Origin of the sequence: Citrifermentans bemidjiense Bem, assembly GCF_000020725.1 — a bacterium.
In the GTDB taxonomy this organism is placed as follows: Bacteria; Desulfobacterota; Desulfuromonadia; order Geobacterales; family Geobacteraceae; genus Geomonas; species Geomonas bemidjiensis.
Window position 1 is genome coordinate 177,563 of record NC_011146.1, and the last position, 24,871, is coordinate 202,433.

Below are 24,871 nucleotides of genomic sequence, written 5' to 3' on the forward strand. Positions count from 1 at the left end.
GAGGACCGAATGCCGACCACCAAATCAAGCAGCGAATCGCACGCCAAGTCGTCTGAGCTCACCATCTTCGACGTGCTAAAGCAGGATCACGAGAAGGCCCGCTACCTGTTCGACAAGGCCCAAAAAGCGGGCCGCAAGGAGATCTCCACGCTGCAGAAGTTGTTCGCCCAGCTGGAAGAGGAGCTGGAAATTCACATGGAAGGCGAGGAGCGTTTCTTCTACAGTGTCCTGGAGCAAAACGAGGAGATGCGCGACAAAGTGCTGCAGTCCTTTGAGGAGCACCAGGTGGCGAGGACCATGCTGGGCACCTTCCAGGCGCTCGCCGTCGACGACGAGCGCTGGATGGCGAAGATGCAGGTCCTGAACGAGATCGTCGAGCATCACATGCAGGAAGAAGAGCGCGAGGTCTTCAAGCTTGCCAGGAAGGCGCTGGGCAAGGAGCAGCAGCACGAGATCGCGCTGCAGTTCCAAAGAAACAAGCGTGAGGGCCGCAAATCTTCCCGGGGAGCCCCGGTAGAGGGGTAGGGAACCACACAGCAAGGGGAAAAGGCGGCGCCGCATCCGGAAAGAGGTACTCCGGTCCTGTGCCGCCTTTTTTTGTGACAGTCAAAAAGAATGCTTGTGTATCTGTTAATGTATGTTATAAAATTATTCGGCATTCAGGAGAACGCTGCCGATAAGTTATAAAAGAAATTCTGAAAGTAAGATATCACTAAAAAGAAGCAAGCAGATACTCACAAGGTTTGAACACGCGGGGGCTTTTGAAGCGATAACCGTGGGCCGGTAGAGAGGCGGCTAGCTCTATGACAGAGGTCCCCAGGCTCCTGAGTAAAAAGGACATTTCTGAAGGACAAAGAGACTACCGATGCAGATCTATTCACCGAGAACCGCAGTTTGTGGAGGCGCTATGCAAGACGCTGAGATTTTGCTTGTAGAGGATAACAGCAATTGCGAAGAGCTTGCCTTGCGTGCCTTGAGGAAAGCCGGGTACAGCAATGTGGCAGTTGCGCGCGACGGTGCGGAGGCGCTTGGTATGCTGCTGGGGGAGGCGGCGGAGGGAAGGGGGCACAACGAGCCTGACTTTGTGCTCCTCGACATGAAGCTCCCAAAGATCGACGGTGTCGGGGTGCTGCAGAAGATCCGCAGCGACGAACGTACCAAGAGACTGAAGGTATTCGCCCTCTCCTCCTCCGAGGACCCGAAGGACCTGGAGGAGTGCCGGAATCTGGGGGTGCTGGCGGTGCTCTCCAAACCGTTGAACCCGGAAGTTCTGAGATTCTGGCTTTCGGAAGAGCCGGTGGGTACCCCCCGCCAATAGGATCTCGGGCGCCATCGGTATTTGCAACGCATCCCCACCTTTAGCCCAAGGATTTGTTCCTCGGCAATCTGCAACTGCACCGTGAGCTGGTGCCCCTGCTCCACGTGCAGTGTGGTCAGCACATCTCCCTCAGCGCGGCGTGGTTGGTGCTCCCCTTGAGCTGCTTCCCCAGGTCGTGCAGCAACCCTCCCCGGATGCCTCCTAGGCCTGCGCCCCGAACCCCGCCTTTTGTGCCCTACAACCTTGGCCGCCCGAACCGGCGCGGGAATCCTCCTTGTCGCTGATTTTATTCATATGCATTATTCGTAAATGAAATAGAAAAAGGCCCCCCCTCTGCTGCGGGGGACCTTCGAAACGGCTATAGGTAGTCAACTCAGTTACTCTTCTTGTCGTCCTCGGGGCGTCCGGGTTTAATCTCGATCTCCTCCTTGCCGCTGGAGGCCTTCTTGAAGTTCCTGATGCTCTTGCCCAGCGCGCCGCCTATTTCCGGGAGTCGGCCGGCACCGAAAACCACAAGCACGATCACCATTATTATTATGAGCTCCGGCATGCCGAATCCAAACATAGGTTCCCTCCCTTTCAGGTAGCTGAAGATGCTGCAGTATGGCATCGCTGGTGCAAAAAATCAAGGCAGGATTAAAACTAAATTTAGAGGACAATTATTAAAACTATTGCGTTAAAATTTTTAACTTGATATAGATCCGGTGCGACTATTCTCTCTGGACTATCTCTTTAAGTAAGGAGAACTGCGGTGAATAAGACGATTCTGCTGGTCGAGGACAACCCTGACGACGAGGCTCTTACCCTTCGGGCGGTACGCAAGCACATGCCTTACGGCATCGTGGTCGCGCGCGACGGCGCCGAGGCGTTGGACTACCTCTTCGGCACCGGGAACCACTCCGAAAGGGACTCCCTGGCGAATCCGCTGCTTGTGCTCCTCGATCTCAAGCTCCCGAAAGTCAACGGCCTCGAGGTGCTCAGGCGCATGCGGGAAAACTGTAAGACCCGCTCCATCCCCGTCATCGTCTTCACCTCCTCCACCGAAGAACAGGACATATTGGACAGCTACCGCCTGGGGGCCAACAGCTACATCCGCAAGCCCGTGGACTACGGCCAGTTCTGCGACAACATGAAGCAAGTCATGACCTATTGGCTGAGTGTCAACCAGCTCCCCCCCCAGAGAAATTGCGCGGCGGCCTGATCACCCTGTTGCCAAGGCGCGCCGAGGCCTGCTAATATCCCCGGCATGGACAAATTCGAACTGGTAACAAGTTTCGAGCCCCGCGGCGACCAACCCAGGGCCATCGCAGAACTGGCGGACGGAGTGCTGCGGGGCGATCCGCACCAGGTGCTCCTCGGGGTCACCGGGTCGGGCAAGACCTTCACCATGGCCCAGGTGATCGCACGCTGCAACTGCCCCACCCTGGTCCTTGCGCCCAACAAGACGCTGGCCGCCCAGCTCTACGGCGAGTTCAAGGAACTGTTCCCCAACAACGCCGTCGAGTATTTCGTTTCCTACTACGACTATTACCAGCCTGAAGCCTACATCCCCTCCTCCGATACCTTCATCGAGAAGGACTCCTCGATAAACGACGAGATCGACAAGTTCAGGCACTCCGCCACCAGGAGCCTTTTGACCCGCCGCGACGTCATCATCGTCGCCTCGGTTTCCTGCATTTACGGCATAGGCTCCCCCGAGTCGTACCAGGAGATGCAGATCCGCTTCCGGGAAGGGGACGAGGTAGGGCGCGACGAAATGCTGCAGCGTCTGGTGGCGATCCAGTATCAGAGAAACGACGTCGATTTCCACCGCGGCTCCTTCCGGGTCCGTGGGGACACGGTCGAGGTCTTCCCCGCCCACGACGACGAGCGGGCGCTCAGGATCGAGTTCTTCGGGGACACGGTGGATGCCATCTCCGAGATAGACCCTTTGCGCGGGGTGCAGCTGCAGAAGCTTTCCCGCTGCGCCATCTACCCTGCCTCCCATTACGTCGCCAGCCGCCAGACCCTGGAGCGGGCCGTGGAGCAGATCCGACTCGAACTGGAGGAACGGCTCCGCTACTTCAACTCGCAGAACATGCTGCTTGAGGCGCAGCGCATTGAGCAGAGGACCTTTTTCGACATCGAGATGATGGAGGAGATGGGTTTTTGCCAGGGGATCGAAAACTACTCGCGCCACTTCGACGGCCGCGCCGCCGGCGAGCCCCCTTATACGCTGATCGACTATTTCCCCAAGGACTTCCTGCTGGTGATCGACGAGTCCCACATCACCGTTTCGCAGGTGGGGGGGATGTACCGCGGCGACCGCAGCCGGAAAGAGACCCTGGTGAACTACGGTTTCAGGCTCCCCTCCGCCCTGGACAACCGCCCGCTCACCTTCCAGGAGTTCCAGAAGAAGCTGCACCAGACCATCTACGTTTCCGCGACACCGGCGGACTACGAGCTGAAGCTGGCGGAAGGGGTCGTGGTCGAGCAGCTGATCCGCCCCACCGGTCTTATCGACCCGGCCATCGAGGTGCGCCCGGCCGCCGGGCAGGTGGACGACCTGCTGCACGAGGCGCGCGAGACGGCGGCCAGGGGAGAACGGGTGCTGGTCACGACCCTTACCAAGCGCATGGCCGAGGAGCTCACCGACTACTACCGCGAGCTTGGGATCCGCGTCCGTTACCTCCACTCCGACATCGACACCTTCCAGCGCATGGAGATCCTCAGGGACTTAAGGCTCGGCGAGTTCGACCTGCTGGTCGGGATCAACCTGCTCAGGGAAGGGCTCGACCTCCCCGAGGTCTCGCTGGTGGCGATCCTCGATGCGGACAAGGAAGGGTTCCTCCGCTCCACGAGGTCGCTGATCCAGACCTGCGGCCGCGCGGCGAGGAACGTGTCGGGGCGTGTCCTCATGTATGCGGACAAGGTGACCGGTTCCATGCAGGCCGCCATCGACGAAACCCTCAGGAGGCGCGCTTTGCAGACGGCCTACAACGAGGAGCACGGCATCACACCGGAGAGCGTGCGGAGGATGATCGGGAACGTGCTTCAGGCGCCTGAGGAGAAGGACTGGGTCACGGTGCCGGCATCGGCCGAGGAGTTCTTGAGCGTCAAGGAGCTGGAGAAGACGCTGAAGAGGCTGCGAAAGGAGATGCTGGCGGCGGCCAAGGCTCAGGAATTCGAAAGGGCCGCGGAGCTGAGGGACAAGATCAAGCGGCTGGAGGTTGCGGAAATCACCAGGGGAAGCTGAGAAGCAATTGACAATTGACGATTGACGATTGACAACGAAACCCCCTCGGGCTTGGTGCGCGAGGGGGTTCTTGTTTGGATCCACTAGCTCGGCATGGGGGCGGGCTTTCTCCGCCTCCGCCTCCTGCGCTTCTTCGCGGGGGCTTTCTCCGCCTCGCCTGGAACCTCGGCGGCTGCAGTCGGCTGCCCCGCAGCTTGCTGGACCGCGTAGCGCTCCCACCAGTCGGCAAGCGATTTCTTCGGCGGGGTGAGCTTTCCCATGAAGCGCAGGTACTGCAGCGCGTCCAAAAAGGACGGCCTGCCGATCACGCCGCGCCCGTTTCTTCCCGGAGTCTTCTGGAAGCGCAGCTGCAGAGAAAGTATGTCCCTCACGGCAACCAGCACCCGGTTGGGGACGGCTACAGTCGGGGTCAGTTCGGCGGCAAAAGCGGCCACGGCGGCATCGGCCGCCTGCTGCGGCGGCAGTCCGCCATCCCTGAACTCGGCAATCTTCTCCTCGAGGTACTCGCCGAACACCAGCGCGATGAGCAGTGGAGGGGAAACCGGCTCGTCCTGCCCGATCAACTCATCCACCCATTCCAGCCCCTTGCTCACCCGGGCATGGGGATACCCTTCGGATTCCCGCTCCAGCCAGGCGTCGAAGTGGGGGAAGAGCGGCGCGAAAAGCCCGCTGTGGCGCATCATCTGGTAGGTCCGCTCGCCGGCTCCCAGCAGGAGGAGTTTCAGCACTTCTTCGTAGAGCCGCGGCGGGGTCGCCTTGTTGATGGTGCCGCAGAGCTCCTCGATGGCGGCTTCGGTCCGTTCCTCGATATTGAAGCCCAGCATGGAGGCGAAACGGATGGCCCGGATCATGCGGACTGGGTCCTCGGTGAAACGGACCAACGGATCGCCGATGGTCCGAATCAGTCCCTGCTTCAGGTCTTCCATCCCGCCCACATGGTCGATGATGGAGAAGTCGGCGATGTTGTAGAAAAGGGCGTTGACGGTGAAGTCGCGGCGAACTGCATCCTCCTCCGGCGTGCCGAAGACGTTGTCCCTGAGCACCATGCCGTCTTCGCTCTTCAGCATGCTTGGACCGTGATGGCCGCGACGGCGACGCCCCTCGCGCTCTTCCTCCAGGAGTTTGGCTTCAACGACGGTTTCCTGGGGGAGTTCCTGAGCCGCTTCGGAGGGGGCTTCAGCAGTTTCCTCGGCAGGGGCTTCGGCGGAAGGATCGACGGTGGAGCGGAAGGTGGCTACCTCTATGATCTCATCGTGAAAATGAAGGTGCGCCAGCCGGAAACGGCGGCCGATCAGGCGGCAGTTGCGGAACATCTTCTTGAGCTGGGCCGGGGTGGCGTCGGTCACCACGTCAAAATCTTTGGGTTCGCGCCCCAGCAGCAGGTCGCGTACGCCGCCTCCCACCAGGTAGGCGGTGAAGCCTTGTTCTTTGAGCTTGTAAAGCGTTTTTACCGCATTTGGGCTCAATTCTGAGCGGGAAACGCTGTGCTCGGCGCGAGGGATGATGACTTTTTCCATATTAGTATTCATTCGATGGAAAATAGCATAAAGAAACGGCAAAGGCAAAGGGTGCAATGTTTATTCTCTTGACTTTGGTCATGAGGAAATCCACCTTCCTTTGCTATGGTGACAGTCATGGAAAACAAGCATAAGCAAGAAAAAGACATCAGGATTCTCGAGACCTTCATCAGCTGTTACTGCCGCAGCAAGCACAACGGCGAAAAGGGGAAACTCTGCCCTGAATGCGACGAGCTGTTGAGCTACGCGAAGCAAAAGAGAGAGAAATGCCCGCTCGACCCCAAGCCCACTTGCAAGCATTGTCACGTGCACTGCTACGGCAAGGTGCAAAGGGCAAAGATCAAAGAGATCATGGCCTATTCCGGTAAGCATCTCATGCTGCGCGGCAGGCTCGATCTCCTGTGGCACTACTTCTTCTGACACTATTTTTTAGAACAATTGAAACATTGGAGGCAAAGGATGATCAGGAAAATAGTAAACATCGACCAGGACAAGTGTGACGGCTGCGGCCTCTGTGTCCCTTCCTGCGCGGAAGGCGCAATCAAGATCGTGGACGGTAAGGCGCAGATCTCTGCAGACAACCTCTGCGACGGGCTCGGAGCCTGCCTGGGCGACTGCCCGCGGAACGCCATCACCATCATCGAGCGTGACGCGGACGAGTTCGATGAAGAGGCGGTTGAGAAACACCTGCAGGCACAGGGCGTGACGCCCAAGCCGCAGGCACACGGCCATGGGCACGGGCACGGCCACGGGAATGGCAATGGGCTAGGTCACGGCCACGGCGCTCATGGCCACGGCACAGGCCATGGTCACGGCGCAGGTCACGGCGGAGGCTGCCCGGGATCGAGGGTGCAAAGCTTCGCCCCTGCCCCCGCCCAGGCCGGTTCCCCCGCGGCAGGCGCGGTGCAGAGCCAACTGGCACAATGGCCGGTGCAGCTACACCTGGTGCCGGTTACTGCGCCTTACTTCAAGGACGCCGAGCTCCTCATTACCGCTGACTGCGTTCCATTCGCCTACGGCAACTACCACCAGGACTTCTTGGCAGGCAAGGCGGTCGTCGTCGGTTGCCCGAAACTGGACGACAACAACGCCTACCTCAACAAGCTGACCGAGCTCTTCAAGGTCTCCGGTATCAAGGGGATCACGGTTCTGAGGATGGAGGTTCCCTGCTGCGGCGGCATCGTGATGGCGGCCCGCCAGGCCCTCGCGGCGTCGGAGATGGAAATACCCTTCAGGGAAGTAACTATCAGTATTCGCGGTGAAATCGTCGAGCGTTAGTGCCGGTGAGACAAATAAGATGCTTTTAGTCCTTTTTTGATTGACACCCAATGTGGCTGCTGGTACAGTTGCCCACATTAGATTTCCCAATCAGCACTCAAAGGAGAACAGCACTTATGAGTCTTACAACCTTGGTTACTAAGGAAGCCCCCGATTTTACAGCGCAGGCTGTGCTGCCTGACAACTCGTTCGCCGAACTCACTCTGTCGAAATACCGTGGCAAGTACGTCGTGCTCTTTTTCTACCCGCTCGATTTCACCTTCGTCTGCCCCTCCGAGATCCTCGCTTTCGACAAGCGGGTGGAGGATTTCAAGGCGAAGAATTGCGAGGTGATCGGCGTATCGGTCGATTCCAGGTTCACCCACCTCGCTTGGAAGAACACCTCGGTGGAAAACGGCGGCATCGGCAACGTCCAGTATCCGCTGGTCGAGGACCTGGACAAGTCGATCGCGAGGTCCTACGGGATCCTGCTAAACGAATCGGTCGCCCTGCGCGGGCTGTTCCTGATCGACACCAAAGGGGTGATCCGCCACTCCGTCATTAACGACCTCCCCTTGGGCAGAAGCGTCGGGGAGGCGCTCAGGATGCTGGATGCGCTGCAGTTCGTGGAAACCCACGGCGGCGAGGTCTGCCCGGCAAACTGGCAGGAAGGCGAGGAGTCGATGAAGGCTTCCACCGAGGGTGTTGCCGAGTATCTCAAGAAGAAGCACGGCAAGTAACAGCCACAAGATGATCGACATGGGAAAGGCGCGGCTCACATGAGAACCGCGCCTTTTCATTTTGTCCTGCTTTCATTGGAAACCCCTTCTGCGCCTCAGCTCCCGATCAGGCGCCATCCGCGGCCGGGGCGAGTAGCGGTAGTGATGCCGTTCTTGCCAATGAAAACCATCTATGTTAAAAGAACATGAGTTTTTTACCAACCCGTAGCCCGAAGAGGAGCCAAAATGCGCACCAAGGCAACCATGTTATCCCTGTTGCTGGTCATGCTCTTTGCCACGTCTTCCTTCGCGATCGAGGGGCAGCAACCCGAAGCGATAGCCGAGAAGATGGCGTTCAAGCTGGTCCGGGGAGTCACGAACGTGGCAACATCGATTGTCGAGATCCCCAAACAGTCGTACCTCACGGTGCGGGACCGCGGCGCAGTAGGGTATGTAGTCGGGCCGCTCAAGGGTTTCGGGATGGGCGTTTACCGTCTCTTCACCGGTCTGACCGAGACCGTATTCTTTGCAGTGCCCCAGCCGGGCTATTACGATCCCATGATCCAGCCGGAATTCGTCTGGGAGGGGTGGGACGCAAAGAGGGTCGAGCCGAGAGCGCAAACCGTCGCCGTGCCGGCCGAACCCGCCGAACCCGCAGAGAAAAAGGGGGATTAGAGCTAATGCGCAAGTATGTCGTGGTGATGGCTTTGCTGGTTCTGGCCCTGGCAGGTGCGGTTGACATGGCGCAAGCCGACGATCGCAACGTCGACAGCGCTGCCCCGCAGGATGTCGTCGACGGGATGGCCAACAAGCTGGTGCGCGGTGTGGCCAACATCGGCACCGGGTGGATGGAGTTCCCCAAGCAGATCTACCTGACCTGCAGGGACGACGGGTTTGCCAAGGGGCTCACCGTGGGACCGCTTAAAGGAATCGGCATGACAGTCGTGCGCACCGTCGCCGGCGCCGGGGAAACCGCGACCTTCTTCCTCGCCTATCCCGGCTTTTACGATCCGTATTTCGACCCGGCCTATGTCTGGCAGAAAGAGTAAACTGCAGGTGGCCGCTTAGCCGGTCGCGGCAGTAAAGCAAGAAAAGAAAAGGGGCAGCCGGATGAAACCGGCGCCCCTTTTCTTTTACCGAAGCAACAATCTTCCGCGAACGATCGTGTTCCTGGTTCCCAAGCTCCAGCTTGGGAACCCAATGCGTCGCAAAGCTCCAGCTTTGCATTCGGTAGAAGCTGGAGCTTCGGGATGGCCTTGCGTTCCCAAGGTGGACCTTGGGAACGAGAGCAAAACGAGAACAAACGAGATCGGTCAAAGAAACCGGCACCTCTTCTGTTTAGGGCAGCTTCCTGCCGAGGCTCGCGAGGGGCACAAAAAAAGGCCGCATCTTGCGATGCGGCCTTCTGAATTCCCTTTAAAAGGAAATTACTTTGCAGCCGGAGCAGCAGCCGGAGCTTCTTCTTTCTTCACTTCTTTTTTAGCAGCAGCTTTCTTAGCAGCTTTTTTCTTCTTCGGAGCTGCTTTCTTAGCCGGAGCTTTTTCTTCTTTTTTCACTTCTGCAGCCGGAGCAGCAGCCGGTGCTGCGTCAGCAGCGAAAACAACGCCAGCGAAAGCAACAGCAACGAGAGCAGCAACGATGGAAGACATAACTTTTTTCATGGTGAATCTCCTTTTTGAAAAGTAAGTAACTCTCCAACCTATAGCAGGTACTATGCCAGTCTCTCATTATAAGGTAAGTGTCCGGTTTAAATGAAAACCCGATCCGGTACCATTGGCAGGCACATTAAAATCGCACCGCATTTGCTCCAATGAGTACCGCAAATGAGGTAGTGTCTGAGCGAAATCTCCCATGTTGCGGCAGCGCTGGGGCATATTACCTTGCCAGTGCGGAAGAATTTTTGTTATTATGGCCGGTCTTAGCTGAAAAGCGGTATCCGGGGGTTTTTTGAGCAATAACATACTTTTGTCAGTGGAAAAGCCCGCCCGTTACATGGGCGGGGAGATGGGAACGGTTTCCGGCAGGGAGGGGGCGCTCGAGTTCGTGCTCGCTTTCCCTGACGTTTATGAAATTGGGATGAGCCACCTGGGGCTGCAGGTCCTTTACGGAGTGCTGAAAGAGGTCCCCTGGATCATGCCGGAGCGCGCCTATGCGCCTTGGCCGGACCTCGAGGAGTCGCTCAGGACCCAGGGGAAGCCGCTGGTGACGCTGGAGCGCAGCCTGCCTCTGATCGAGGCGGACGTAGTGGGTTTCACGCTGCAGTACGAACTCTCCTACACCAACATATTGAACATGCTTGATCTGTCTGGAATTCCGCTGCTTGCCTCGGAGCGGAACGAGGGTTATCCCCTGATCCTGGGGGGCGGTCCCTGCGCCTACAACCCGGAGCCCTTGGCCGACTTCTTCGACGCCTTTCTGATCGGGGACGGCGAGGACGCGATAGTAGAGATCGCCGACTGCGTTCGCCAGTGGAAAGAGGAGAAGCTGCCGAAGAGCGTGCTTCTTGAGCAGCTTGCCCGCATCCAAGGGGTTTACGTCCCTTGCTTCTTCGAGGTGAGCTATCGTCCCGACGGCGCGGTCGAAAAGATAGCGCCGCTTCTGGCGGGGTATGGGAGCGTGAAACGGCGCTTCGTGGCCGACCTTGAAAGCGCTTACTACCCGACCTCACCGGTGGTTCCCTTCCTGAAGACCGTACACGACAGGGTGAGCGTCGAGATTTCCCGAGGCTGCACACGAGGTTGCCGGTTCTGCCAGGCAGGTTACATTTACCGCCCGGTGCGTGAGCGAAGCCCCGAGCGGGTGCTGGAGATCGTCGAGGAGACCCTGGGCAACACCGGGTACGACGAGGTATCTCTTTTGTCGCTTTCCACAGGCGATTACGGCTGCTTGACTCCGCTCTTGAAGGGGCTCATGGACCGTTACGCCTCCCAGAAAAAGGCGGTTTCACTCCCTTCCATGCGGGTGGGGAGCCTCAGCCCCGAGATGGCCGAGGAGATCCGCCGGGTGCGCAAGACCGGTTTCACCCTGGCGCCCGAAGCGGGAAGCGAGCGGCTCAGAAGGGTGATCAACAAGGGGATCACCGAGGAGGCGCTCCTGGAGAACGCCCGCGCCGTCTACAGCAACGGCTGGCGTCTCATCAAGCTCTACTTCATGATCGGCCTTCCCACCGAGACCATGGAAGACCTGGACCGCATCGTGGAGATCTCCCGCGAGGTGAAGCGTCAGGGGAAATTCGCCGGCAACGGCGGCGACGTCAACGTCTCGGTCTCCAGCTTTGTGCCGAAGCCGCACACGCCGTTCCAGTGGGAACCGCAGATCACGGAGGAGGAGATCGTCGACAAGCAGCGCCACCTGCGCGGCGAGCTCAAAAAGAAAAAGCTGATCATGAAATGGCAGGACGCCTCCCTCTCCGGGATGGAAGGGGTATTCGCCCGCGGCGACCGGCGGCTGTCTCGCTTGCTCATCGAAGCGCACCGCCTCGGCTGCCGCTTTGACGGCTGGTGGGAACATTTCGACCGCCTGAAATGGGCCCAGGCCTTCGAGGCGAGCGGCATCGACGCCTCGTTTTACCTGCGTCGCCGCGAGACCGACGAGTTGCTTCCCTGGGACCACATCGACTGCGGCGTGAAGAAAGAGTTCCTGCTCGCCGAGCTTGCGGCTGCCCTGAAGGAGACCGCCACCCCCGACTGCCGCTTCGACAAATGCACCGGTTGCGGCGTCTGCGACTTCGACCAGATCAAGCTGAGGTTGAAGGACCCCGTCCCCTTCGACACCTACGCCACCGAAAGCGCGCCCGAGGCGCCCGTCGAAGAGGCACAACGGATCAGGATCCGTTTCGAGAAAGTGGGGCGGATGCGCTTCTTGAGCCACCTGGAGATGCTCACCCTGTTCACCAGGGCCGTCGGGCGCTCCGGGATACCGATCCGCTACTCGCAGGGGTTCCACCCGCACCCGAAGTTTTCCTTCGCCACAGCGCTCTCTGTAGGTATCGTCTCCTACGCTGAGTACATGGATTTCGAGGTAAATGCCGGTTATACGGCAGCCGAGCTGGAGCGGGCCCTGAACGGGAGCCTGCCCGAGGGGGTCCGGGTGCTGGAGGCGACCGAGATTCCACTGCGGGCGCCGGCGCTCTCCGTCATCATGGACAAGGTGCGTTACCGGGTAACCCTTCCGGAAGAACTTGCCCATGACCTGCAGGCGAAGGTCGAGGCTTTCCTCGCCCTGGAATCGTCACCGCTCAAGCGGGAGAAGAAGGGTAAATCCACCGAGTTCGACCTGCGCCACGAGCTGGCAGAGCTGAAGGTCGAGGGGAGCGCGCTGGAGATGGTGGTCGGCCGGGGCAAGCCCGTCGAGTTCACCTGCGCCATCCTGGATGTGCAGCCCGAGGCGCTGAAAGAGGCGCGGCTGGAGAAGCTGGAAGTACTCTTCTCCTGAAAATCCGTTCAACGTTCTGCGTTCAACGTGTGCAACCGGCGTGCTCGTCGGGAAGGGCTGGTGACGGCTCGTGCCTCGGCTCTGGCTGTAAAAACTGTTTCAGACCTTGTCGTCTGCCGGGTAGCTGGTGCCGTCGGGGCAATGGCGGATTGAGCAGGAATGAACTCGAACCTTGAACGTTGAACCTTGAACAGTTTTTAAGTTTTTGAGTTTTTGAATTTCATATATAGGAAGGGGTTAGCATGGGAAACGAGCTGGTCATAAACACCACCTCCCACGAAACCCGCATCGCGCTCATCGAAAACGGCACCATTGCGGAGCTGTACGTCGAGAGGAGCAGGGTGAAGGGGATCATCGGCAACATCTACAAGGGAAGAGTGGTCCGGGTGCTGCCGGGCATGCAGGCGGCGTTCGTGGACATCGGGCTGGAAAAGGCAGCCTTTCTTTACGTGGCGGACGTCTTCGACGCCATGGACGAGTACGACAGCTACATCGAGGGTGAGCAGGGCGACGAGCCGATGCCGCACCCGCTGCACCCCATCGAGGAACTGCTGCAGGAGGGGCAGGAACTCCTGGTGCAGATCTCCAAGGAGCCTATCGGGACCAAGGGGGCTCGCATCACGGCGCACATCTCGCTTCCTGGGCGCCACCTGGTTTACATGCCGACGGTCGACCACGTCGGCATCTCCAGGAGGATCGAGGACGAAGCGGAGCGCGAGCGTCTGAAGGAGATCGTGGACCGCATCAAGCCGGTCGGCGGCGGGTTCATCGTCAGGACAGTCTCCGACGGCAAGAGCGAAGAGGACCTGGTGGCGGACCTCCACTACCTGACCAAGCTCTGGGACGAGATCGCCAAGAAGAAGGACAAGGCGGGAGCCCCGACCCTGATCCACTCCGATCTCGACGTAACCCAGAAGGTGGTGCGCGACATCCTCACCGAATCGGTGGAGCGGATCGTAGTGGACTCGAAGCCCGAGTACGACAAGATCGTCCAGTTCATCAGCACCTTCATGCCCAAGATGAAGTACTCCATCGAGCTTTACGACGAAGAGGAGCCGATCTTCGACCATTTCGGGCTGGAGGTCGAGATCAGCCGCGCCTTGGGGCGCAAGGTCTGGCTCAAGAGCGGCGGCTACATAATCATCGAGCAGACCGAGGCGTTGACCGCGATAGACGTCAACACCGGGCGCTACGTCGGCAAGCACAACCTGGAAGACACCATCCTGAAGACCAACCTGGAGGCGGTGAAGGAGATCGCCTACCAGCTGCGCCTCAGGAACCTGGGCGGCATCATCATTATCGACTTCATCGACATGGAGAAGGAGGTGAACCGCGAGAAGGTGTACGGCGCGCTAGAAGAGGCACTGAAGAGCGACAAGTCCAAGACCAACATCCTGAAGATCTCGGAGCTGGGGCTCGTGGAGATGACCCGCAAGAGGGTGCGCGAGAGCCTGGGACGCATGATGTGCGAGCCCTGCCCCTACTGCGAGGGGCGCGGTTACGTGAAGTCCAAGATCTCGGTCTGCCACGAGATCTTCCGTGAGCTGCGTCGCGAGATGCTGGACATCCGCGGCACCAAGGTGATGCTCACCGTGCATCCCCAGGTGGCCGACCTACTTTACGACGAGGAGCGGCGCGGGCTGGAGGAATTGGAGAAGAACTTCAAGAAGCGGATCACCGTCCGCGCCAAGCCCGGTTTTCATCAGGAGCAGTTCGAGGTTGCGGTCAGCTAGGACCGCTTGAGAAATTAAAGAACCAGGAGAAGTGATGATAGGAACGCCGCTGAAAAACAGTGCGACGAGGATGATGCTGCTGGGCTCAGGCGAGCTAGGCAAGGAAGTGGCCCTGGAGGCCCAGAGGCTGGGGATCGAGGTGATAGCGGTGGACCGTTATGCCGACGCCCCGGCGATGCAGGTCGCCCACCGAAGCCACGTGATCGATATGCTCGACCGCGAACAACTGGACCGGGTGGTCCGCCTGGAGAATCCGTCGCTGATCGTGCCGGAGATCGAGGCGATCAACACCGTCTACCTTTTGGAGCTGGAGAAGGAAGGGTTCAACGTCATCCCTACCGCACGCGCCGCGAACCTCACCATGAACCGCGAGGGGATCCGCAGGCTCGCCGCCGAGGAACTCGGGCTTCCCACCGCCGCCTACCGTTTCGCGACCAGCATGGACGAGTTCCGCGAAGCTGTCGCCGCCATCGGTCTTCCCTGCGTGGTGAAGCCGATCATGAGCTCCTCGGGCAAGGGGCAGAGCGTGCTGCGCGACGCGGCGGACCTGGAGCGCTGCTTCAAATACGCCATGGAGGGGGCGCGCGGCGCCTCCGACAAGGTGATCGTGGAACAGTTCATCCCGTTCGACTATGAGATCACGCTCCTCACCGTCCGGCACGCAGGGGGCACCAGCTTCTGTCCCCCCATCGGGCACCGCCAAATCGACGGCGACTACCACGAGTCGTGGCAGCCGACACCGATGGTTCCTGCGGTGCTGGCCGAAGCGCAGCGCCAGGCCGAGGCAGTCACCGGCGCTCTCGGCGGGCGCGGCATCTTCGGCGTCGAGTTCTTCGTCACCGGCGACAAGGTCTGGTTCTCCGAGGTCTCTCCCAGGCCGCACGACACCGGGATGGTCACCATGATCTCCCAGAACCTCTCCGAGTTCGAGCTGCACGTGCGCGCTATCCTGGGGCTGCCGGTGCCGCAGGTCGAGAGCCTCGGCTGCGCCGCTTCGCACGTCATCCTGTCGGAGGGGCAGGCCGCGGAGGTCGCCTTCGAGGGAGTGGCAAAAGCCCTGGAGATCCCCGGCAGCAAGCTGCGCCTTTTCGGCAAACCCGACACCAGGAAGGGGCGCCGCATGGGCGTGGCGCTCGCCTTCGGCGCCGACTGCGACGAGGCCCGCCAGAAGGCCGAACAATCCGCCCACTGTGTAGGCATCGTAAAACGCTAGACCCGCTGGGATGATCGAAGCCCTTTAATCGCACGCATCTTAGGAGGTTCCATGGTCTTTGCCGCGAAGGTGTCCGAGGTTCCGGAATTTGGCAAGAAGCTGGTCGAGGCAGGCGGAGTGCAGGTGCTCCTGGTGAAGACCAAGGGGACGGTGTACGCCTGCGAGGCGGAATGCCCGCACCAGGGCGCGCCCCTGCAGGGGGCTTTCATCAAGGAGGCAGGGCGTCTTTCCTGCCCGAGGCACGGCTACCGTTTCGATCTCGCCACCGGCGCCTGTGCCGACCATCAGGAGTACACCCTGAAGGTGTACCCGGTCGAGATACGGGGAGACGAGGTGTTCGTCGAAGTTGGCTGATGCCCCGTTCAACCCGGCAGGAAAAATAGCCTTGGCGGAAAAAAGCCTTGACTCCAAAAACTTTTCAAGATAAGTTTGACCGCTCAATTGTAAATCCAGGGTAAAGGTGGTGAAGTTCATGTACGCAGTAGTTAAAACCGGAGGGAAGCAGTATAAAGTTTCCGAGGGCGATTTTCTGAAAGTTGAAAAATTGGAGGGCGCGGTAGGCGATACCGTCGAGTTCTCCGAGATCCTGATGGTTGGCGGCGATAAGGTTGTTATCGGAACACCTTTAGTGCCCAGCGCCTCTGTAGTCGGCAAGATTGTCGAGCAGGGCAAAGACAAGAAGATTCTGGTCTTCAAGTCCAAGCGCCGGAAAAACACCAGGAAACTTAATGGGCACCGTCAACTCAGAACGATCCTCAAGATCGAGAAGATCAACGCCTAGGCAATATTTTACAGGACGGTAGGCGACCCCTAGTTCGACAGGGTGCTACCGGCAGAAGGAGCAGAAAATGGCACACAAGAAAGGCGTCGGCAGTTCCAGGAACGGCCGCGACTCCGACGGCCAGAGGCTTGGTTGCAAGAAATTTGGCGGCGAAGCTGTCAAAGCCGGCAACATCATCTACCGTCAGCACGGCACCAAGATCCACCCGGGGAACAACGTCGGCCTTGGCAAGGACTACACCCTTTTCGCCCTGATCGAGGGCGTGGTGAAGTTCGAGCGCATGGGCAAAGACCGTAAAAAGGTCTCCGTTTACCCGGCCAACTAGCCAACGCAGCATAAAAGAGTGTGAAAGCCCGGAGCCGCAAGGTCCGGGCTTTTGCTGTTTCCACAGGAAAGTTAATGAGTTTTATAGATGAAGTTAAGATAAACGTGAAGTCCGGCGACGGCGGTGCCGGGTGCGTCTCCTTCCGCAGGGAGAAGTTCATCCCGCTGGGAGGGCCCGACGGCGGCGACGGCGGCAAGGGTGGCGACGTGATCGTCAAGGTGTCTTCGCACCTCTCCACGCTGCTCGACCTGCGCCAGCACCCGCACCAGAAGGCCGGCCGCGGCAAGAACGGCATGGGTAGCGACCGGCACGGCGCGAACGGCCACACCCTGGAGATCCTGGTGCCGCAGGGGACCGTGATCAAGGATGCCGAGACCGGGGAGATCCTCGCCGACCTCGCCGAGCCCGACTCCTCCATGGTGCTCCTGAAGGGGGGGCGCGGCGGGCAGGGGAACGCCCGGTTCAAGACCGCCACCCACAAGGCTCCCAAGTTCGCGCAGCCCGGCGAGCCTGGCGAAGAGCGCTGGATCAGGATGGAGCTGAAGCTGATGGCGGACGTGGGTCTGCTCGGCATGCCCAGCGTCGGGAAGTCCTCGCTGATCGCGAAGATCTCGGCCGCACGCCCCAAGATCGCCGAATACCACTTCACCACGCTCAAGCCGAGCCTCGGCGTGGTCCAGTACAAGAACTACCGCTCCTTCGTCATGGCCGATATTCCCGGTCTGATCGAGGGGGCGAGCGAGGGGGCGGGGCTTGGGCACCGTTTCCTCAAACACCTGGAGCGTACCGGGCAGCTGCTGCACCTGCTCGACCTCTCCTGGATGCCGGATCGGGATCCCATCGCAGAGTACGAGGCGATCAACCGTGAGCTCGCGCTCTTCAACCCCGAGCTTGCCGACAAACGCCAAACTGTCGTCGTCAACAAGATCGACCTCCCCCATGTCAGGGAGAACCTGAAAGAGATCCTCCCCTACTTCGAGGAGCGGGGAATAAAGGTCTTCCCCATCTCCGCCGCGACCGGGGAAGGGATACCGGAGCTCCTGGACGACATCGCCTTCAACCTGTGGGGCGAGCCGGAAGAGACCTGGTAGGGATTAAAAATAGAAGAGGGGAGCAGCCGAAGCGGTTGCTCCCCTTTTTTTATGTTGGAAATAATGGCAAGGTTCAGTTCTTCAAAAGTTTTTCAGTCTTGGTCAGGAAATTTTCCAATGCTTCGTTGATGTTGATTTCCATACGTTCTGCCAAAACAGCCAGCCACCATATGCACTCGCCAAGTTTGTGCTCAAGCTCAGGCATAGTTTCGCCATCTGTCGGCCAACGCCCCTGCTGGGACATCGTCAGGCGGCCGACCAGCCCCGCATCGGTTAGAAAAGCTAAGGCATCTTCTTCAACGCTCCATTCTTTGCCATGGAGTTCTCTTTCAAGCAGGTGATAGCGCTTCCGTATTTGAACAGAACGCTCCACAACTTCAGCAAAGCTCAACTCTTTCATTATTATTCCCCTTTCTTCATTAAAATCAAAGTCACACGACAATTTGGAGAGGTTACGGAGTCAGGCGCTTACTGCAGCGCGGCGTCGACCAACCGTAACAGCGGGGCCGGGAATACCCCCAGGAGCAGGATAAAGGCGGCCGCGCAGCAAAGGGCGACGGCGTCGGCAGCGGCAGCGGCGCGGGGGGCAGGGGAGGAGGAGCGGTGCATGTAGAGGCTCGCGACGACCTTGAGATAGAAAAAGGAGGAGACCGCGGCGCTTATGATACCGACAATGGCGAGCGCCGTTTCGCCCCCCTTGATGGCGGAATAGAAGATGAAGAACTTGCCGATGAAGCCTCCGGTAGGTGGCAGGCCGGCCAGTGCCAGCATGGCGAGGGCAAGCACGCCGCCGCGCAGCGGAGCGCTGAAACCGAGCCCGGAGTAGTCCGCTATCTGGTCCCTTTCCTTTTCCAGTGAGAGCGAGGCAATGGCGCCGAAAGCGGCAAGATTCATGGCGGTGTAGATAGCGCCGTAAAGGAGGAGCGCGGCGTATCCCTCCCTGGTGCCGGTGAGAAGCGCGAGGGTGAGGTAGCCCATGTGGGCGATGGAGGAGTAGGCGAGCATCCTCTTGATGTTCTGCTGCCGGAGCGCCGCCAGGTTTCCTACCACCATCGAGAGGAGCGACAGCAGCACAAGCGGGATGCGCAATTCCGGCATCGGGGGGGAGAAGGTGAGCAGCATGAGCAGCAGCGAAGCCGCCGCCACCTTGGAACTGGTGGAAAGAAAGGCTGCGACCGGGGCCGGAGCTCCCTGGTAGACGTCAGGAGTCCAGAGGTGCGCGGGGACCAACGAAAGCTTGAAGGCCATGCCCATGATGACCACGCCCCAACCGGCGGCGACGATGGCGCGGTTATCCGCGTGGGGCACGGCGCCGGCAAGTTCGAGGGTACCGCTGCCGGCGAAGATGAGGGCGAAGCCGAAAGCGGTGAAGGCGGCGGCGACCGCCCCCATGAGGAGGTATTTCAGGCCCGCCTCGCCCGATTCCGCCCGCTGGAGGTCCATGGTGACCAGGATGTAGAAGGCGAAGGAGACCGACTCGATAGCCAGGAAGAGGATCAGGAGGTTCGAGGCGCAGGGGAGCACGCACAAAGCGAACAGTGCGAAGAGGACCGTCGCCGGGTATTCCTCTCCCTTGATGGCGCGGTTTTCGTTGTAGCCGTGGGAGAGGAGCAGCGTCAGGAGTGCCGCCGCGCAAAAAAGCGGGATCAGGAACTGGGCCAGCGGCGTGAAGGTAAGCCCGGCGACGGCAGGCACAGCCGAGGGCGCGGTGAAAATTGCCCAAAGCCCCGCTGCCGCCGCAGTAACCGCCGCGATAGAGCTGGTGGTCCCGCTAAGGAGCAGCGGCCCGCAAAGGAGCACGACCAGCGCCCCCACCCCGGTGATGATGATCGGCATGATGGTATGTAGGTCAGGGATGATCATCTTGGTTCTCCAGAAACAAAAGCACTCACCACAGAGGTACACAGAGGAAAACCTAAAGCACAAAACGTTGAATTCCATCCTTCAGGTGAGGGACATTGAAGTTAATAAGCAGCCCAGGTCCTTCCCACTCAATTTCAGGTACGTCAGCAATTGTGCTGTATGAATGGGTTGTAGGAAATCAACCGACTTCAGTTCGACCACCACTTTGTTCTCGACAAGGAGATCCATCCGGTAGCCTACGTCTATTTTCAAACCGTCGTACCGTACTGGCAGAATAATTTGTGAAGATGCAGCCATTTTTCTTTTGTGCAATTCGTACAGTAAACACGCCTCGTATGCACTTTCCAGAAGTCCAGGACCCAAGGCAGTATGAACCTTCATGGCGGCATCAATGATATGACCGGTGACAAGATTTGGATCCATGAGGTTTTTCCTCTGTGGTTCCTCTGTGTTCCTCTGTGGTGAGTGCCTTTACTTGACCAGCAACGCGATCGGCCCTTTAAACAGTTCCAGCACGGGGCTGGGATGAACGCCCAGGTACACGGCTACCAGCGCGAGGATGGCCAGGACGCCGGCTTCTCTCATGGTCAGATCCTTCAACTCTAGCGGCTTCCTCTCCCTGACGAACAACACCTCCTGCACCAGCCTCACCGTGTAGATCAGCGTCAGCACGATACCCAGAAACGCGCCCAGGGCGGCTGCGGGCGCAACCTTGAACGCCCCCACCAGCACCAAGAACTCACCGACGAAGTTGTTCAACCCTGGCAGCCCGGCGGAGGCCATGCAGAAGAACAGGAAAAAGAACGACAGCGCCGGGACCTTTTCCCAGATGCCGCCGTAGGCGGGGAGATCCCTGCTGCCGGCACGCTCGTCCAGCATTCCCACCACAACGAAGAGGGCCCCGGTGGTGACGGCGTGGTTCACCATCTGCAAAAGCGCTCCGGACAGGGCTAGCGGGCTCCAGGCGGCTATCCCCAGGGCGATGAAACCCATGTGGCTGAGGCTGGAGTACGCCACCAGCCGCTTCATGTCCTTTTGGGCGAAGGCAATCCAGGCGCCATAGCTGATCACGAAGACGGCGGCCAGGTAGAGGACGGGGGTGAAGGCGCGGGCGGCTTCGGGAAAAAGCGGATAGGCGAAACGGATCAGGCCGTAGGCGCCGGTCTTGGAAAGCAGGCTGGCGAGGATCAGGGTCCCGGCGATGGGGGCATCGGCGTAGGCGTCGGGCTGCCAGCTGTGCAGCGGGAAAAGCGGGATCTTCACCGCGAAGGCCACCAGGAACCCGGCAAAAAGCCAGAGGGCAAGGCCATAGGGGACGCTGGTCTGCACCAAAGCGGGGAGGGCGAAGGTGTAGCTCCCTGTCTGCGCGCCGTGCATCAGGTAGAGCGTGATGATGGAGACCAGCATGAGCAGGGAACCGACGAAGGTATAGAGAAAGAACTTGATGGCCGAATAAACCGGTCGCCCATCACCCCAGACGCCGGAGAGGAACACGATGGGGATCAGCATCGCCTCGAAGAAAAGGTAGAAAAGAAACAGGTCGAGGCTGAGGAATACGCCCTGGATGCTGCACTGCAGGGCGAGCAGCAGGGCATAGTAAACAGGCGCCCGCTCCTTGATCTGTTTCCATGAGATGAGGACGGCGACGACGGTAATGAACGAGGTCAGGAGCACCATGATCTGGCTGATGCCATCCATGCCGAGGGTGTAACGGATGCCGAAACGCTCGATCCAGGGGAGGTCCTCGAACAGGAAGAAGCCCTTGGGCGCACTAGGGTAGGTAGCGGACAGCGAGGTGCCGAGAAGCGGGAAAGCCGCGAGGGCCAGCTCCACCAGGGCCACTGCCAGGGCGAAACCCCGCGCCAGCGCCTGCGCAGGGCGCAACGCCACAAGGAGCAGCGACGCGGCAAGCGGCAGAAAGACCAGCACGGAAAGTATCGGGAAGTCAGGTGTCATCGCAGGTGTCCCGTGTTAGATGAAAATCCAGGCGAGGTAGCCGATCATGAAAGCGACCCCGGCGGCGAAACTAAGCAGATAAATCGAGACGCGGCCGGTGCTCCAGCGCCCAAGCCAGGTGCCGGTCCAGCCAACCCCGCCCGCCAGCCGGTCCAGCGAGTCGTCTATCATCCTTTCGTCTACCTTTTGCCAGAGAACCCTGGCTGCCGCCTGGTAAGGGCGGACCAGGAGCATGTCGTACAAGGCGTCGAAGTACCATCCCTTCAAAAGGAACGCGAAGAGCGGGGACTCGTCCCCTGCCTCCTCGATCCGTTGCTCCCGTCCCCGGCCGTACCTTACGTGCGCGGCCACAAGCCCAGCCAGGGCCAGCGCACCTGCTATCGCCTGCAGCGCCATTTCCTCATTGCCCGGACCCTCGACCATTTTCCCTCCCGGGACCCCGGCGAACAGGCTGCCCAGGAACCCTTCGCCCAAGTAGGCGGGAAGGTCAAGCATGCCGCCGAAGAGGGCCAAGAGCGCCAGCGGGATCAAGACTGCCTGCATGGTCTTCAGCCCGCCTGTCTCATGAGCGGCATGGGAGGAGCCGCCGAAGACGAGGTAGACCATGCGGAAGGTGTAGTAGGCGGTGATGAGCGCGGTGAGGAGCGCGAACAGGTACAGGGACTGGTACAAGAGCCCCCCCTTGTGCCAGACGGCCAAGAGGATGCTGTCCTTGCTGAAGAACCCGCCGGTCAGGGGTAGCCCGGCCAGGCAGGCGGCTCCGGCGAGGAAGCTCCAGAAGGTGACCGGGAGGGTGCGCCGCAGGCCCCCCATCTTGAAGATGTCCTGCTCGTGGTGCATGGCGGTTATGACGCAGCCAGCGCCGAGGAACAGGAGCGCCTTGAAGAAGGCGTGCACGAGCAGGTGGAAGGTTGCGGCGGTGACGGCGCCCGCGCCGACCCCGAGCATCATGTAGCCGATCTGGCTGATGGTGGAAAAGGCCAGCACGCGCTTCAGGTCGCGCTGCGCCAGGGCGCAGGTGGCCCCGTAAAAAGCGGTGACGCCGCCGGTGACGGCGATGGCGGCCATGGCCGTCGGGGACGAACCGATCAGCGGCAGCATGCGCGCCAGCAGGTAGACGCCGGCCGTCACCATGGTCGCCGCGTGGATCATAGCCGAGACCGGCGTGGGGCCGGCCATGGCGTCGGGGAGCCAGACCATGAGCGGGACCTGGGCCGATTTACCCATCGCGGCGATCAGGAAGAGGATGCCGAGGGCGGTGATGATCGAGCCGGGCATGAGAAAGCCCATGCCGTTTAGTTGCGTGATCGAGAGGGTGCCGAAGAGCTGGAACAGCCAGGCCAGGGCGACCATGAGCGCCGTATCCCCGATCCGGGTGGTGATGAACGCCTTCCTGCCGGCGTCGGCGTTGTCCTTGTCCCGGTACCAGAAGCCGATGAGGAGGTACGAGCAGAACCCGACCCCTTCCCAGCCGAGGTAGAGAAGCGGCAGGCTTTCTGCCAGGACCAGGGCGAGCATGGCGAAGACGAAGAGGTTCAATAAGGCGAAGTAGCGCGCGTAGTCCTCGTCGCCTCGCATGTAAAAGACCGAGTAGATGTGGATCAGGCCGCAGACAAAGCCGACCATCAGGGAAAGCGAGAGCGAAAGAGGATCGAGGTAGAGCGAGACCGGGATCTGGAGGTCCGATGAAGCGAACCATCGCGCGATAATGACCGTTTGCGGCGCGCCATAGGCTGCGGCCGCCAGCGCCGCGCAGGCGAAGCTCCCCCACACCGTCGCGCAGGCGAGTACCTCCACCAGCACGCGCGGCAGTTTCCGTCCCGCCAGGGCGCAGACGACAGAGCCGAAGAGCGGGAATAAAAGCATGAGGGATAGGTAGGTTTGCATCGATACTCCTTGTTCTTAGCCTTTCAGTTCCCCCTCCCCTCGCGGGAGGGGGAGGTGAAAAACCTCCGTGGACCTCCGAGACCTCTGTGTTCCGCCTTCAGGTCTTTCGGTTCCAGGTTTTCCCCTGTGGTTCCTCTGTGTACCTCTGTGGTGAGTGCCTTTCCTACCCTTTCATCGAGCTGAAGTCGTCGGTATCCACCGACTGCTTGCGCCGGTGCAGGTAGGCCACCATGGCCAGCGCCAGCGACACCTCCGCCGAAGTGAGCGCCATGATCATCAGCGAGAAGACCTGCCCCTCCGCGATCCCCCAGTGGGCGGATCCTCCGACGAAGGTGAGCATCACGGCGTTCAGCATGATCTCGATGCCGATGAGCATCATAATCACGTTGGCGCGCCAAGCCACGACGCAGGCAAGCCCCATGGCGAACAGGATCGAGGCGAGGATCAACACTTCGTACAGCGGTATTGTCATCTGCGCCTCCCGAGGTAAAGGGCGCCGACCAGCGCGAAGAGGAGCTGCATGGAAACCAGCTCGATGGCGACGCCGTACCGGGTGAAGAGTACCTGGGAAAATTGGCGTACCGTCTGCGCCCCGGCCCCCGGTACCGGCGGCGCCTGCCCGGTGACGAGCACCGTCAGCGACGCGACCACGACCAAGACCAGGACCAGCGCCGGCCACCAGTCGGAAAACGCCGGCTTCGCGAGCTTCTCGGGGGAGGCTACTTCGACCATCATGATGACGAACAGGAAAAGCACCATGATGGCGCCAGCATAGATGATGACCTCCAGTGCGGCGACGAAGGGGGCGCCCAGAAGGTAGAAGATGAGCGCCAGGGCGAAGAACGAAGTCACCAGGTAGACGATGGCGCGTACCGCCTGCCGCGCCGTGATGGCGCAGAGCGTCCCTATCACGGTGACGGCTGCAAGTATGTAGAAGATGGTCCGTTCCATTTCGCTCCGGTGGTATTTCTCTTACGGCAGCAGGCTGCGCGGGTCGGCAGGTTCCTGCTCGCTGGGGGAGCTCCCCCGCGGCTGCACCACGCCGATTCCCGCATGCCGGTAATAGTTGTATTCGGGATCCTTCCCGGTGCCGTCGATGAGGAGGTCCTCCTTCTCGTACACCATGTCCATGACCTGCCGCTTGCAGCGGAACATCTCGGGCGACATCTGGATGGCAAGGGTCGGGCACGCCTCGGCGCACATGCCGCACAGGATGCAGCGGGAGAAGTTGATGCGGAACCAGGCGGCGTAGCGGCGGCCGTTCTCCCCTTCGGCAGCGGCCATGGAGATGCAGTCCACGGGGCAGGCGCCGGAGCAGAGGTAGCAGGCGACGCAGCGCTCGGCGCCGTCGGGGTCCCGGGTGAGCACGATGCTGCCGCGGAAACGGGGGGGCATCGGCCTTTGCTCCTCGGGGAACTGCACGGTTACGGGCTTCCGCCAGATATGGCTGAAGGTGATGGAAAGGCCGGTCAAGATCTCTTTTATGTCGGTCAGAATGGGCATCTTTTCCTGTTTGCGGCACGGGCGCCGCTTGGGGAGATC

At 60.2% G+C, this 24,871-nt stretch carries 27 protein-coding genes; 16 read left to right on the forward strand and 11 right to left on the reverse strand.

The window, feature by feature from the left end; translation table 11 throughout:
• Positions 1 to 9 precede the first annotated feature (9 nt).
• Positions 10 to 525, forward strand: coding sequence for a hemerythrin domain-containing protein (locus tag GBEM_RS00735; protein ID WP_012528585.1), 516 nt, complete (start codon positions 10 to 12; stop codon positions 523 to 525).
• A gap of 382 nt (positions 526 to 907) precedes the next feature.
• A complete protein-coding gene (locus GBEM_RS00740) occupies positions 908 to 1,318 on the forward strand; it encodes a response regulator (RefSeq protein ID WP_012528586.1) in 411 nt (136 codons plus the stop codon).
• Between the two features lie 373 nt (positions 1,319 to 1,691).
• Here GBEM_RS00740 and GBEM_RS00745 read toward each other — a convergent pair whose 3' ends face one another.
• Complete coding sequence (locus tag GBEM_RS00745) at positions 1,692 to 1,883, reverse strand: twin-arginine translocase TatA/TatE family subunit (protein WP_012528587.1); 192 nt, start codon at positions 1,881 to 1,883, stop codon at positions 1,692 to 1,694.
• A 186-nt stretch (positions 1,884 to 2,069) separates the two neighbouring features.
• Here GBEM_RS00745 and GBEM_RS00750 point away from each other — a divergent pair, with 186 nt between their 5' ends.
• Together GBEM_RS00750 and uvrB are read left to right on the forward strand one after the other, a co-directional pair.
• Positions 2,070 to 2,519: a response regulator gene (locus GBEM_RS00750; RefSeq protein WP_012528588.1), complete on the forward strand. Its 450-nt coding sequence runs from the start codon at positions 2,070 to 2,072 to the stop codon at positions 2,517 to 2,519.
• Between the two features lie 45 nt (positions 2,520 to 2,564).
• On the forward strand, positions 2,565 to 4,553 hold the full coding sequence (uvrB, locus tag GBEM_RS00755) for an excinuclease ABC subunit UvrB (RefSeq protein WP_012528589.1): 1,989 nt from the start codon (positions 2,565 to 2,567) through the stop codon (positions 4,551 to 4,553).
• 83 nt (positions 4,554 to 4,636) lie between these two features.
• On the opposite strand, the gene GBEM_RS00760 is transcribed toward uvrB, so the two are convergent.
• Entirely contained in the window at positions 4,637 to 6,082 is a 1,446-nt protein-coding gene (locus tag GBEM_RS00760; RefSeq protein ID WP_012528590.1) for a hypothetical protein, read from the reverse strand.
• 105 nt (positions 6,083 to 6,187) lie between these two features.
• On the opposite strand from GBEM_RS00760, the gene GBEM_RS00765 reads away from it, so the two are divergent.
• The 5 genes from GBEM_RS00765 (at position 6,188) to GBEM_RS00785 (ending at position 9,095) form a co-directional block, all read left to right on the forward strand.
• Complete coding sequence (locus tag GBEM_RS00765; RefSeq protein WP_012528591.1) at positions 6,188 to 6,490, forward strand: nitrous oxide-stimulated promoter family protein; 303 nt, start codon at positions 6,188 to 6,190, stop codon at positions 6,488 to 6,490.
• Positions 6,491 to 6,529: 39 nt separating this feature from the next.
• Positions 6,530 to 7,348 (forward strand): ATP-binding protein, encoded by an 819-nt coding sequence (locus GBEM_RS00770; protein ID WP_012528592.1) that lies wholly within the window; start codon positions 6,530 to 6,532, stop codon positions 7,346 to 7,348.
• Positions 7,349 to 7,464: 116 nt separating this feature from the next.
• Positions 7,465 to 8,067 (forward strand): peroxiredoxin, encoded by a 603-nt coding sequence (locus GBEM_RS00775; protein ID WP_012528593.1) that lies wholly within the window; start codon positions 7,465 to 7,467, stop codon positions 8,065 to 8,067.
• A gap of 225 nt (positions 8,068 to 8,292) precedes the next feature.
• On the forward strand, positions 8,293 to 8,721 hold the full coding sequence (locus GBEM_RS00780; protein WP_012528594.1) for an exosortase system-associated protein, TIGR04073 family: 429 nt from the start codon (positions 8,293 to 8,295) through the stop codon (positions 8,719 to 8,721).
• Between the two features lie 5 nt (positions 8,722 to 8,726).
• Positions 8,727 to 9,095, forward strand: a complete 369-nt coding sequence (locus tag GBEM_RS00785) for an exosortase system-associated protein, TIGR04073 family (RefSeq protein ID WP_012528595.1) — start codon at positions 8,727 to 8,729, stop codon at positions 9,093 to 9,095.
• A gap of 378 nt (positions 9,096 to 9,473) precedes the next feature.
• Here the strand turns inward: GBEM_RS00785 and GBEM_RS00790 are convergent, their stop codons facing one another.
• Positions 9,474 to 9,707 carry a hypothetical protein gene (locus GBEM_RS00790; protein WP_012528596.1) on the reverse strand — a complete coding sequence of 78 codons (234 nt, stop codon included), beginning with the start codon at positions 9,705 to 9,707 and terminating at the stop codon, positions 9,474 to 9,476.
• 286 nt (positions 9,708 to 9,993) lie between these two features.
• Here GBEM_RS00790 and GBEM_RS00795 point away from each other — a divergent pair, with 286 nt between their 5' ends.
• From GBEM_RS00795 to obgE, 7 genes are all read left to right on the forward strand, one after another.
• Entirely contained in the window at positions 9,994 to 12,480 is a 2,487-nt protein-coding gene (locus tag GBEM_RS00795; RefSeq protein ID WP_012528597.1) for a TIGR03960 family B12-binding radical SAM protein, read from the forward strand.
• Between the two features lie 242 nt (positions 12,481 to 12,722).
• On the forward strand, positions 12,723 to 14,213 hold the full coding sequence (locus GBEM_RS00800; RefSeq protein ID WP_012528598.1) for an Rne/Rng family ribonuclease: 1,491 nt from the start codon (positions 12,723 to 12,725) through the stop codon (positions 14,211 to 14,213).
• A 34-nt stretch (positions 14,214 to 14,247) separates the two neighbouring features.
• A complete protein-coding gene (gene purT, locus GBEM_RS00805) occupies positions 14,248 to 15,426 on the forward strand; it encodes a formate-dependent phosphoribosylglycinamide formyltransferase (RefSeq protein WP_012528599.1) in 1,179 nt (392 codons plus the stop codon).
• Between the two features lie 51 nt (positions 15,427 to 15,477).
• A complete protein-coding gene (locus GBEM_RS00810; protein WP_012528600.1) occupies positions 15,478 to 15,780 on the forward strand; it encodes a Rieske (2Fe-2S) protein in 303 nt (100 codons plus the stop codon).
• Positions 15,781 to 15,898: 118 nt separating this feature from the next.
• The gene (gene rplU, locus GBEM_RS00815) at positions 15,899 to 16,207 is read left to right on the forward strand and encodes a 50S ribosomal protein L21 (RefSeq protein ID WP_012528601.1); all 309 of its coding nucleotides are present in this window, start codon (positions 15,899 to 15,901) and stop codon (positions 16,205 to 16,207) included.
• A 67-nt stretch (positions 16,208 to 16,274) separates the two neighbouring features.
• Entirely contained in the window at positions 16,275 to 16,532 is a 258-nt protein-coding gene (gene rpmA, locus GBEM_RS00820; protein ID WP_012528602.1) for a 50S ribosomal protein L27, read from the forward strand.
• Between the two features lie 74 nt (positions 16,533 to 16,606).
• Positions 16,607 to 17,623: a GTPase ObgE gene (obgE, locus tag GBEM_RS00825; RefSeq protein WP_012528603.1), complete on the forward strand. Its 1,017-nt coding sequence runs from the start codon at positions 16,607 to 16,609 to the stop codon at positions 17,621 to 17,623.
• A gap of 73 nt (positions 17,624 to 17,696) precedes the next feature.
• On the opposite strand, the gene GBEM_RS00830 is transcribed toward obgE, so the two are convergent.
• The 8 genes from GBEM_RS00830 to nuoI all read right to left on the reverse strand — a co-directional run bounded on the left by GBEM_RS00830 (position 17,697) and on the right by nuoI (position 24,832).
• On the reverse strand, positions 17,697 to 18,023 hold the full coding sequence (locus GBEM_RS00830; RefSeq protein ID WP_012528604.1) for a MazG-like protein: 327 nt from the start codon (positions 18,021 to 18,023) through the stop codon (positions 17,697 to 17,699).
• A gap of 68 nt (positions 18,024 to 18,091) precedes the next feature.
• Positions 18,092 to 19,486, reverse strand: a complete 1,395-nt coding sequence (locus GBEM_RS00835) for an NADH-quinone oxidoreductase subunit N (RefSeq protein ID WP_012528605.1) — start codon at positions 19,484 to 19,486, stop codon at positions 18,092 to 18,094.
• 81 nt (positions 19,487 to 19,567) lie between these two features.
• Positions 19,568 to 19,909, reverse strand: a complete 342-nt coding sequence (locus GBEM_RS00840) for a GxxExxY protein (protein WP_012528606.1) — start codon at positions 19,907 to 19,909, stop codon at positions 19,568 to 19,570.
• 48 nt (positions 19,910 to 19,957) lie between these two features.
• Positions 19,958 to 21,442 (reverse strand): complex I subunit 4 family protein, encoded by a 1,485-nt coding sequence (locus GBEM_RS00845; protein WP_012528607.1) that lies wholly within the window; start codon positions 21,440 to 21,442, stop codon positions 19,958 to 19,960.
• 15 nt (positions 21,443 to 21,457) lie between these two features.
• On the reverse strand, positions 21,458 to 23,329 hold the full coding sequence (nuoL, locus tag GBEM_RS00850) for an NADH-quinone oxidoreductase subunit L (RefSeq protein ID WP_012528608.1): 1,872 nt from the start codon (positions 23,327 to 23,329) through the stop codon (positions 21,458 to 21,460).
• A gap of 163 nt (positions 23,330 to 23,492) precedes the next feature.
• On the reverse strand, positions 23,493 to 23,801 hold the full coding sequence (gene nuoK / locus GBEM_RS00855; RefSeq protein ID WP_012528609.1) for an NADH-quinone oxidoreductase subunit NuoK: 309 nt from the start codon (positions 23,799 to 23,801) through the stop codon (positions 23,493 to 23,495).
• Positions 23,798 to 24,280: an NADH-quinone oxidoreductase subunit J family protein gene (locus GBEM_RS00860; protein WP_012528610.1), complete on the reverse strand. Its 483-nt coding sequence runs from the start codon at positions 24,278 to 24,280 to the stop codon at positions 23,798 to 23,800. Before GBEM_RS00860 ends, nuoK begins: the two co-directional genes overlap by 4 nt.
• A gap of 21 nt (positions 24,281 to 24,301) precedes the next feature.
• Entirely contained in the window at positions 24,302 to 24,832 is a 531-nt protein-coding gene (gene nuoI / locus GBEM_RS00865) for an NADH-quinone oxidoreductase subunit NuoI (RefSeq protein ID WP_012528611.1), read from the reverse strand.
• Between the last annotated feature and the right edge of the window lie 39 nt (positions 24,833 to 24,871).

Excerpts from the sequence above, each read along its gene's own strand:
- GBEM_RS00735 (WP_012528585.1), top strand. The coding sequence starts at position 10 with ATGCCGACCACCAAATCAAGCAGCGAATCGCACGCCAAGTCGTCTGAG.
- GBEM_RS00740 (WP_012528586.1), top strand. The coding sequence starts at position 908 with ATGCAAGACGCTGAGATTTTGCTTGTAGAGGATAACAGCAATTGCGAA.
- GBEM_RS00745 (WP_012528587.1), bottom strand. The coding sequence starts at position 1,883 with ATGTTTGGATTCGGCATGCCGGAGCTCATAATAATAATGGTGATCGTG.
- uvrB (WP_012528589.1), top strand. The coding sequence starts at position 2,565 with ATGGACAAATTCGAACTGGTAACAAGTTTCGAGCCCCGCGGCGACCAA.
- GBEM_RS00760 (WP_012528590.1), bottom strand. The coding sequence starts at position 6,082 with ATGAATACTAATATGGAAAAAGTCATCATCCCTCGCGCCGAGCACAGC.
- GBEM_RS00765 (WP_012528591.1), top strand. The coding sequence starts at position 6,188 with ATGGAAAACAAGCATAAGCAAGAAAAAGACATCAGGATTCTCGAGACC.
- GBEM_RS00770 (WP_012528592.1), top strand. The coding sequence starts at position 6,530 with ATGATCAGGAAAATAGTAAACATCGACCAGGACAAGTGTGACGGCTGC.
- GBEM_RS00775 (WP_012528593.1), top strand. The coding sequence starts at position 7,465 with ATGAGTCTTACAACCTTGGTTACTAAGGAAGCCCCCGATTTTACAGCG.
- GBEM_RS00780 (WP_012528594.1), top strand. The coding sequence starts at position 8,293 with ATGCGCACCAAGGCAACCATGTTATCCCTGTTGCTGGTCATGCTCTTT.
- GBEM_RS00785 (WP_012528595.1), top strand. The coding sequence starts at position 8,727 with ATGCGCAAGTATGTCGTGGTGATGGCTTTGCTGGTTCTGGCCCTGGCA.
- GBEM_RS00790 (WP_012528596.1), bottom strand. The coding sequence starts at position 9,707 with ATGAAAAAAGTTATGTCTTCCATCGTTGCTGCTCTCGTTGCTGTTGCT.
- GBEM_RS00800 (WP_012528598.1), top strand. The coding sequence starts at position 12,723 with ATGGGAAACGAGCTGGTCATAAACACCACCTCCCACGAAACCCGCATC.
- purT (WP_012528599.1), top strand. The coding sequence starts at position 14,248 with ATGATAGGAACGCCGCTGAAAAACAGTGCGACGAGGATGATGCTGCTG.
- GBEM_RS00810 (WP_012528600.1), top strand. The coding sequence starts at position 15,478 with ATGGTCTTTGCCGCGAAGGTGTCCGAGGTTCCGGAATTTGGCAAGAAG.
- rplU (WP_012528601.1), top strand. The coding sequence starts at position 15,899 with ATGTACGCAGTAGTTAAAACCGGAGGGAAGCAGTATAAAGTTTCCGAG.
- rpmA (WP_012528602.1), top strand. The coding sequence starts at position 16,275 with ATGGCACACAAGAAAGGCGTCGGCAGTTCCAGGAACGGCCGCGACTCC.
- obgE (WP_012528603.1), top strand. The coding sequence starts at position 16,607 with ATGAGTTTTATAGATGAAGTTAAGATAAACGTGAAGTCCGGCGACGGC.
- GBEM_RS00830 (WP_012528604.1), bottom strand. The coding sequence starts at position 18,023 with ATGAAAGAGTTGAGCTTTGCTGAAGTTGTGGAGCGTTCTGTTCAAATA.
- GBEM_RS00835 (WP_012528605.1), bottom strand. The coding sequence starts at position 19,486 with ATGATCATCCCTGACCTACATACCATCATGCCGATCATCATCACCGGG.
- GBEM_RS00840 (WP_012528606.1), bottom strand. The coding sequence starts at position 19,909 with ATGGATCCAAATCTTGTCACCGGTCATATCATTGATGCCGCCATGAAG.
- GBEM_RS00845 (WP_012528607.1), bottom strand. The coding sequence starts at position 21,442 with ATGACACCTGACTTCCCGATACTTTCCGTGCTGGTCTTTCTGCCGCTT.
- nuoL (WP_012528608.1), bottom strand. The coding sequence starts at position 23,329 with ATGCAAACCTACCTATCCCTCATGCTTTTATTCCCGCTCTTCGGCTCT.
- nuoK (WP_012528609.1), bottom strand. The coding sequence starts at position 23,801 with ATGACAATACCGCTGTACGAAGTGTTGATCCTCGCCTCGATCCTGTTC.
- GBEM_RS00860 (WP_012528610.1), bottom strand. The coding sequence starts at position 24,280 with ATGGAACGGACCATCTTCTACATACTTGCAGCCGTCACCGTGATAGGG.
- nuoI (WP_012528611.1), bottom strand. The coding sequence starts at position 24,832 with ATGCCCATTCTGACCGACATAAAAGAGATCTTGACCGGCCTTTCCATC.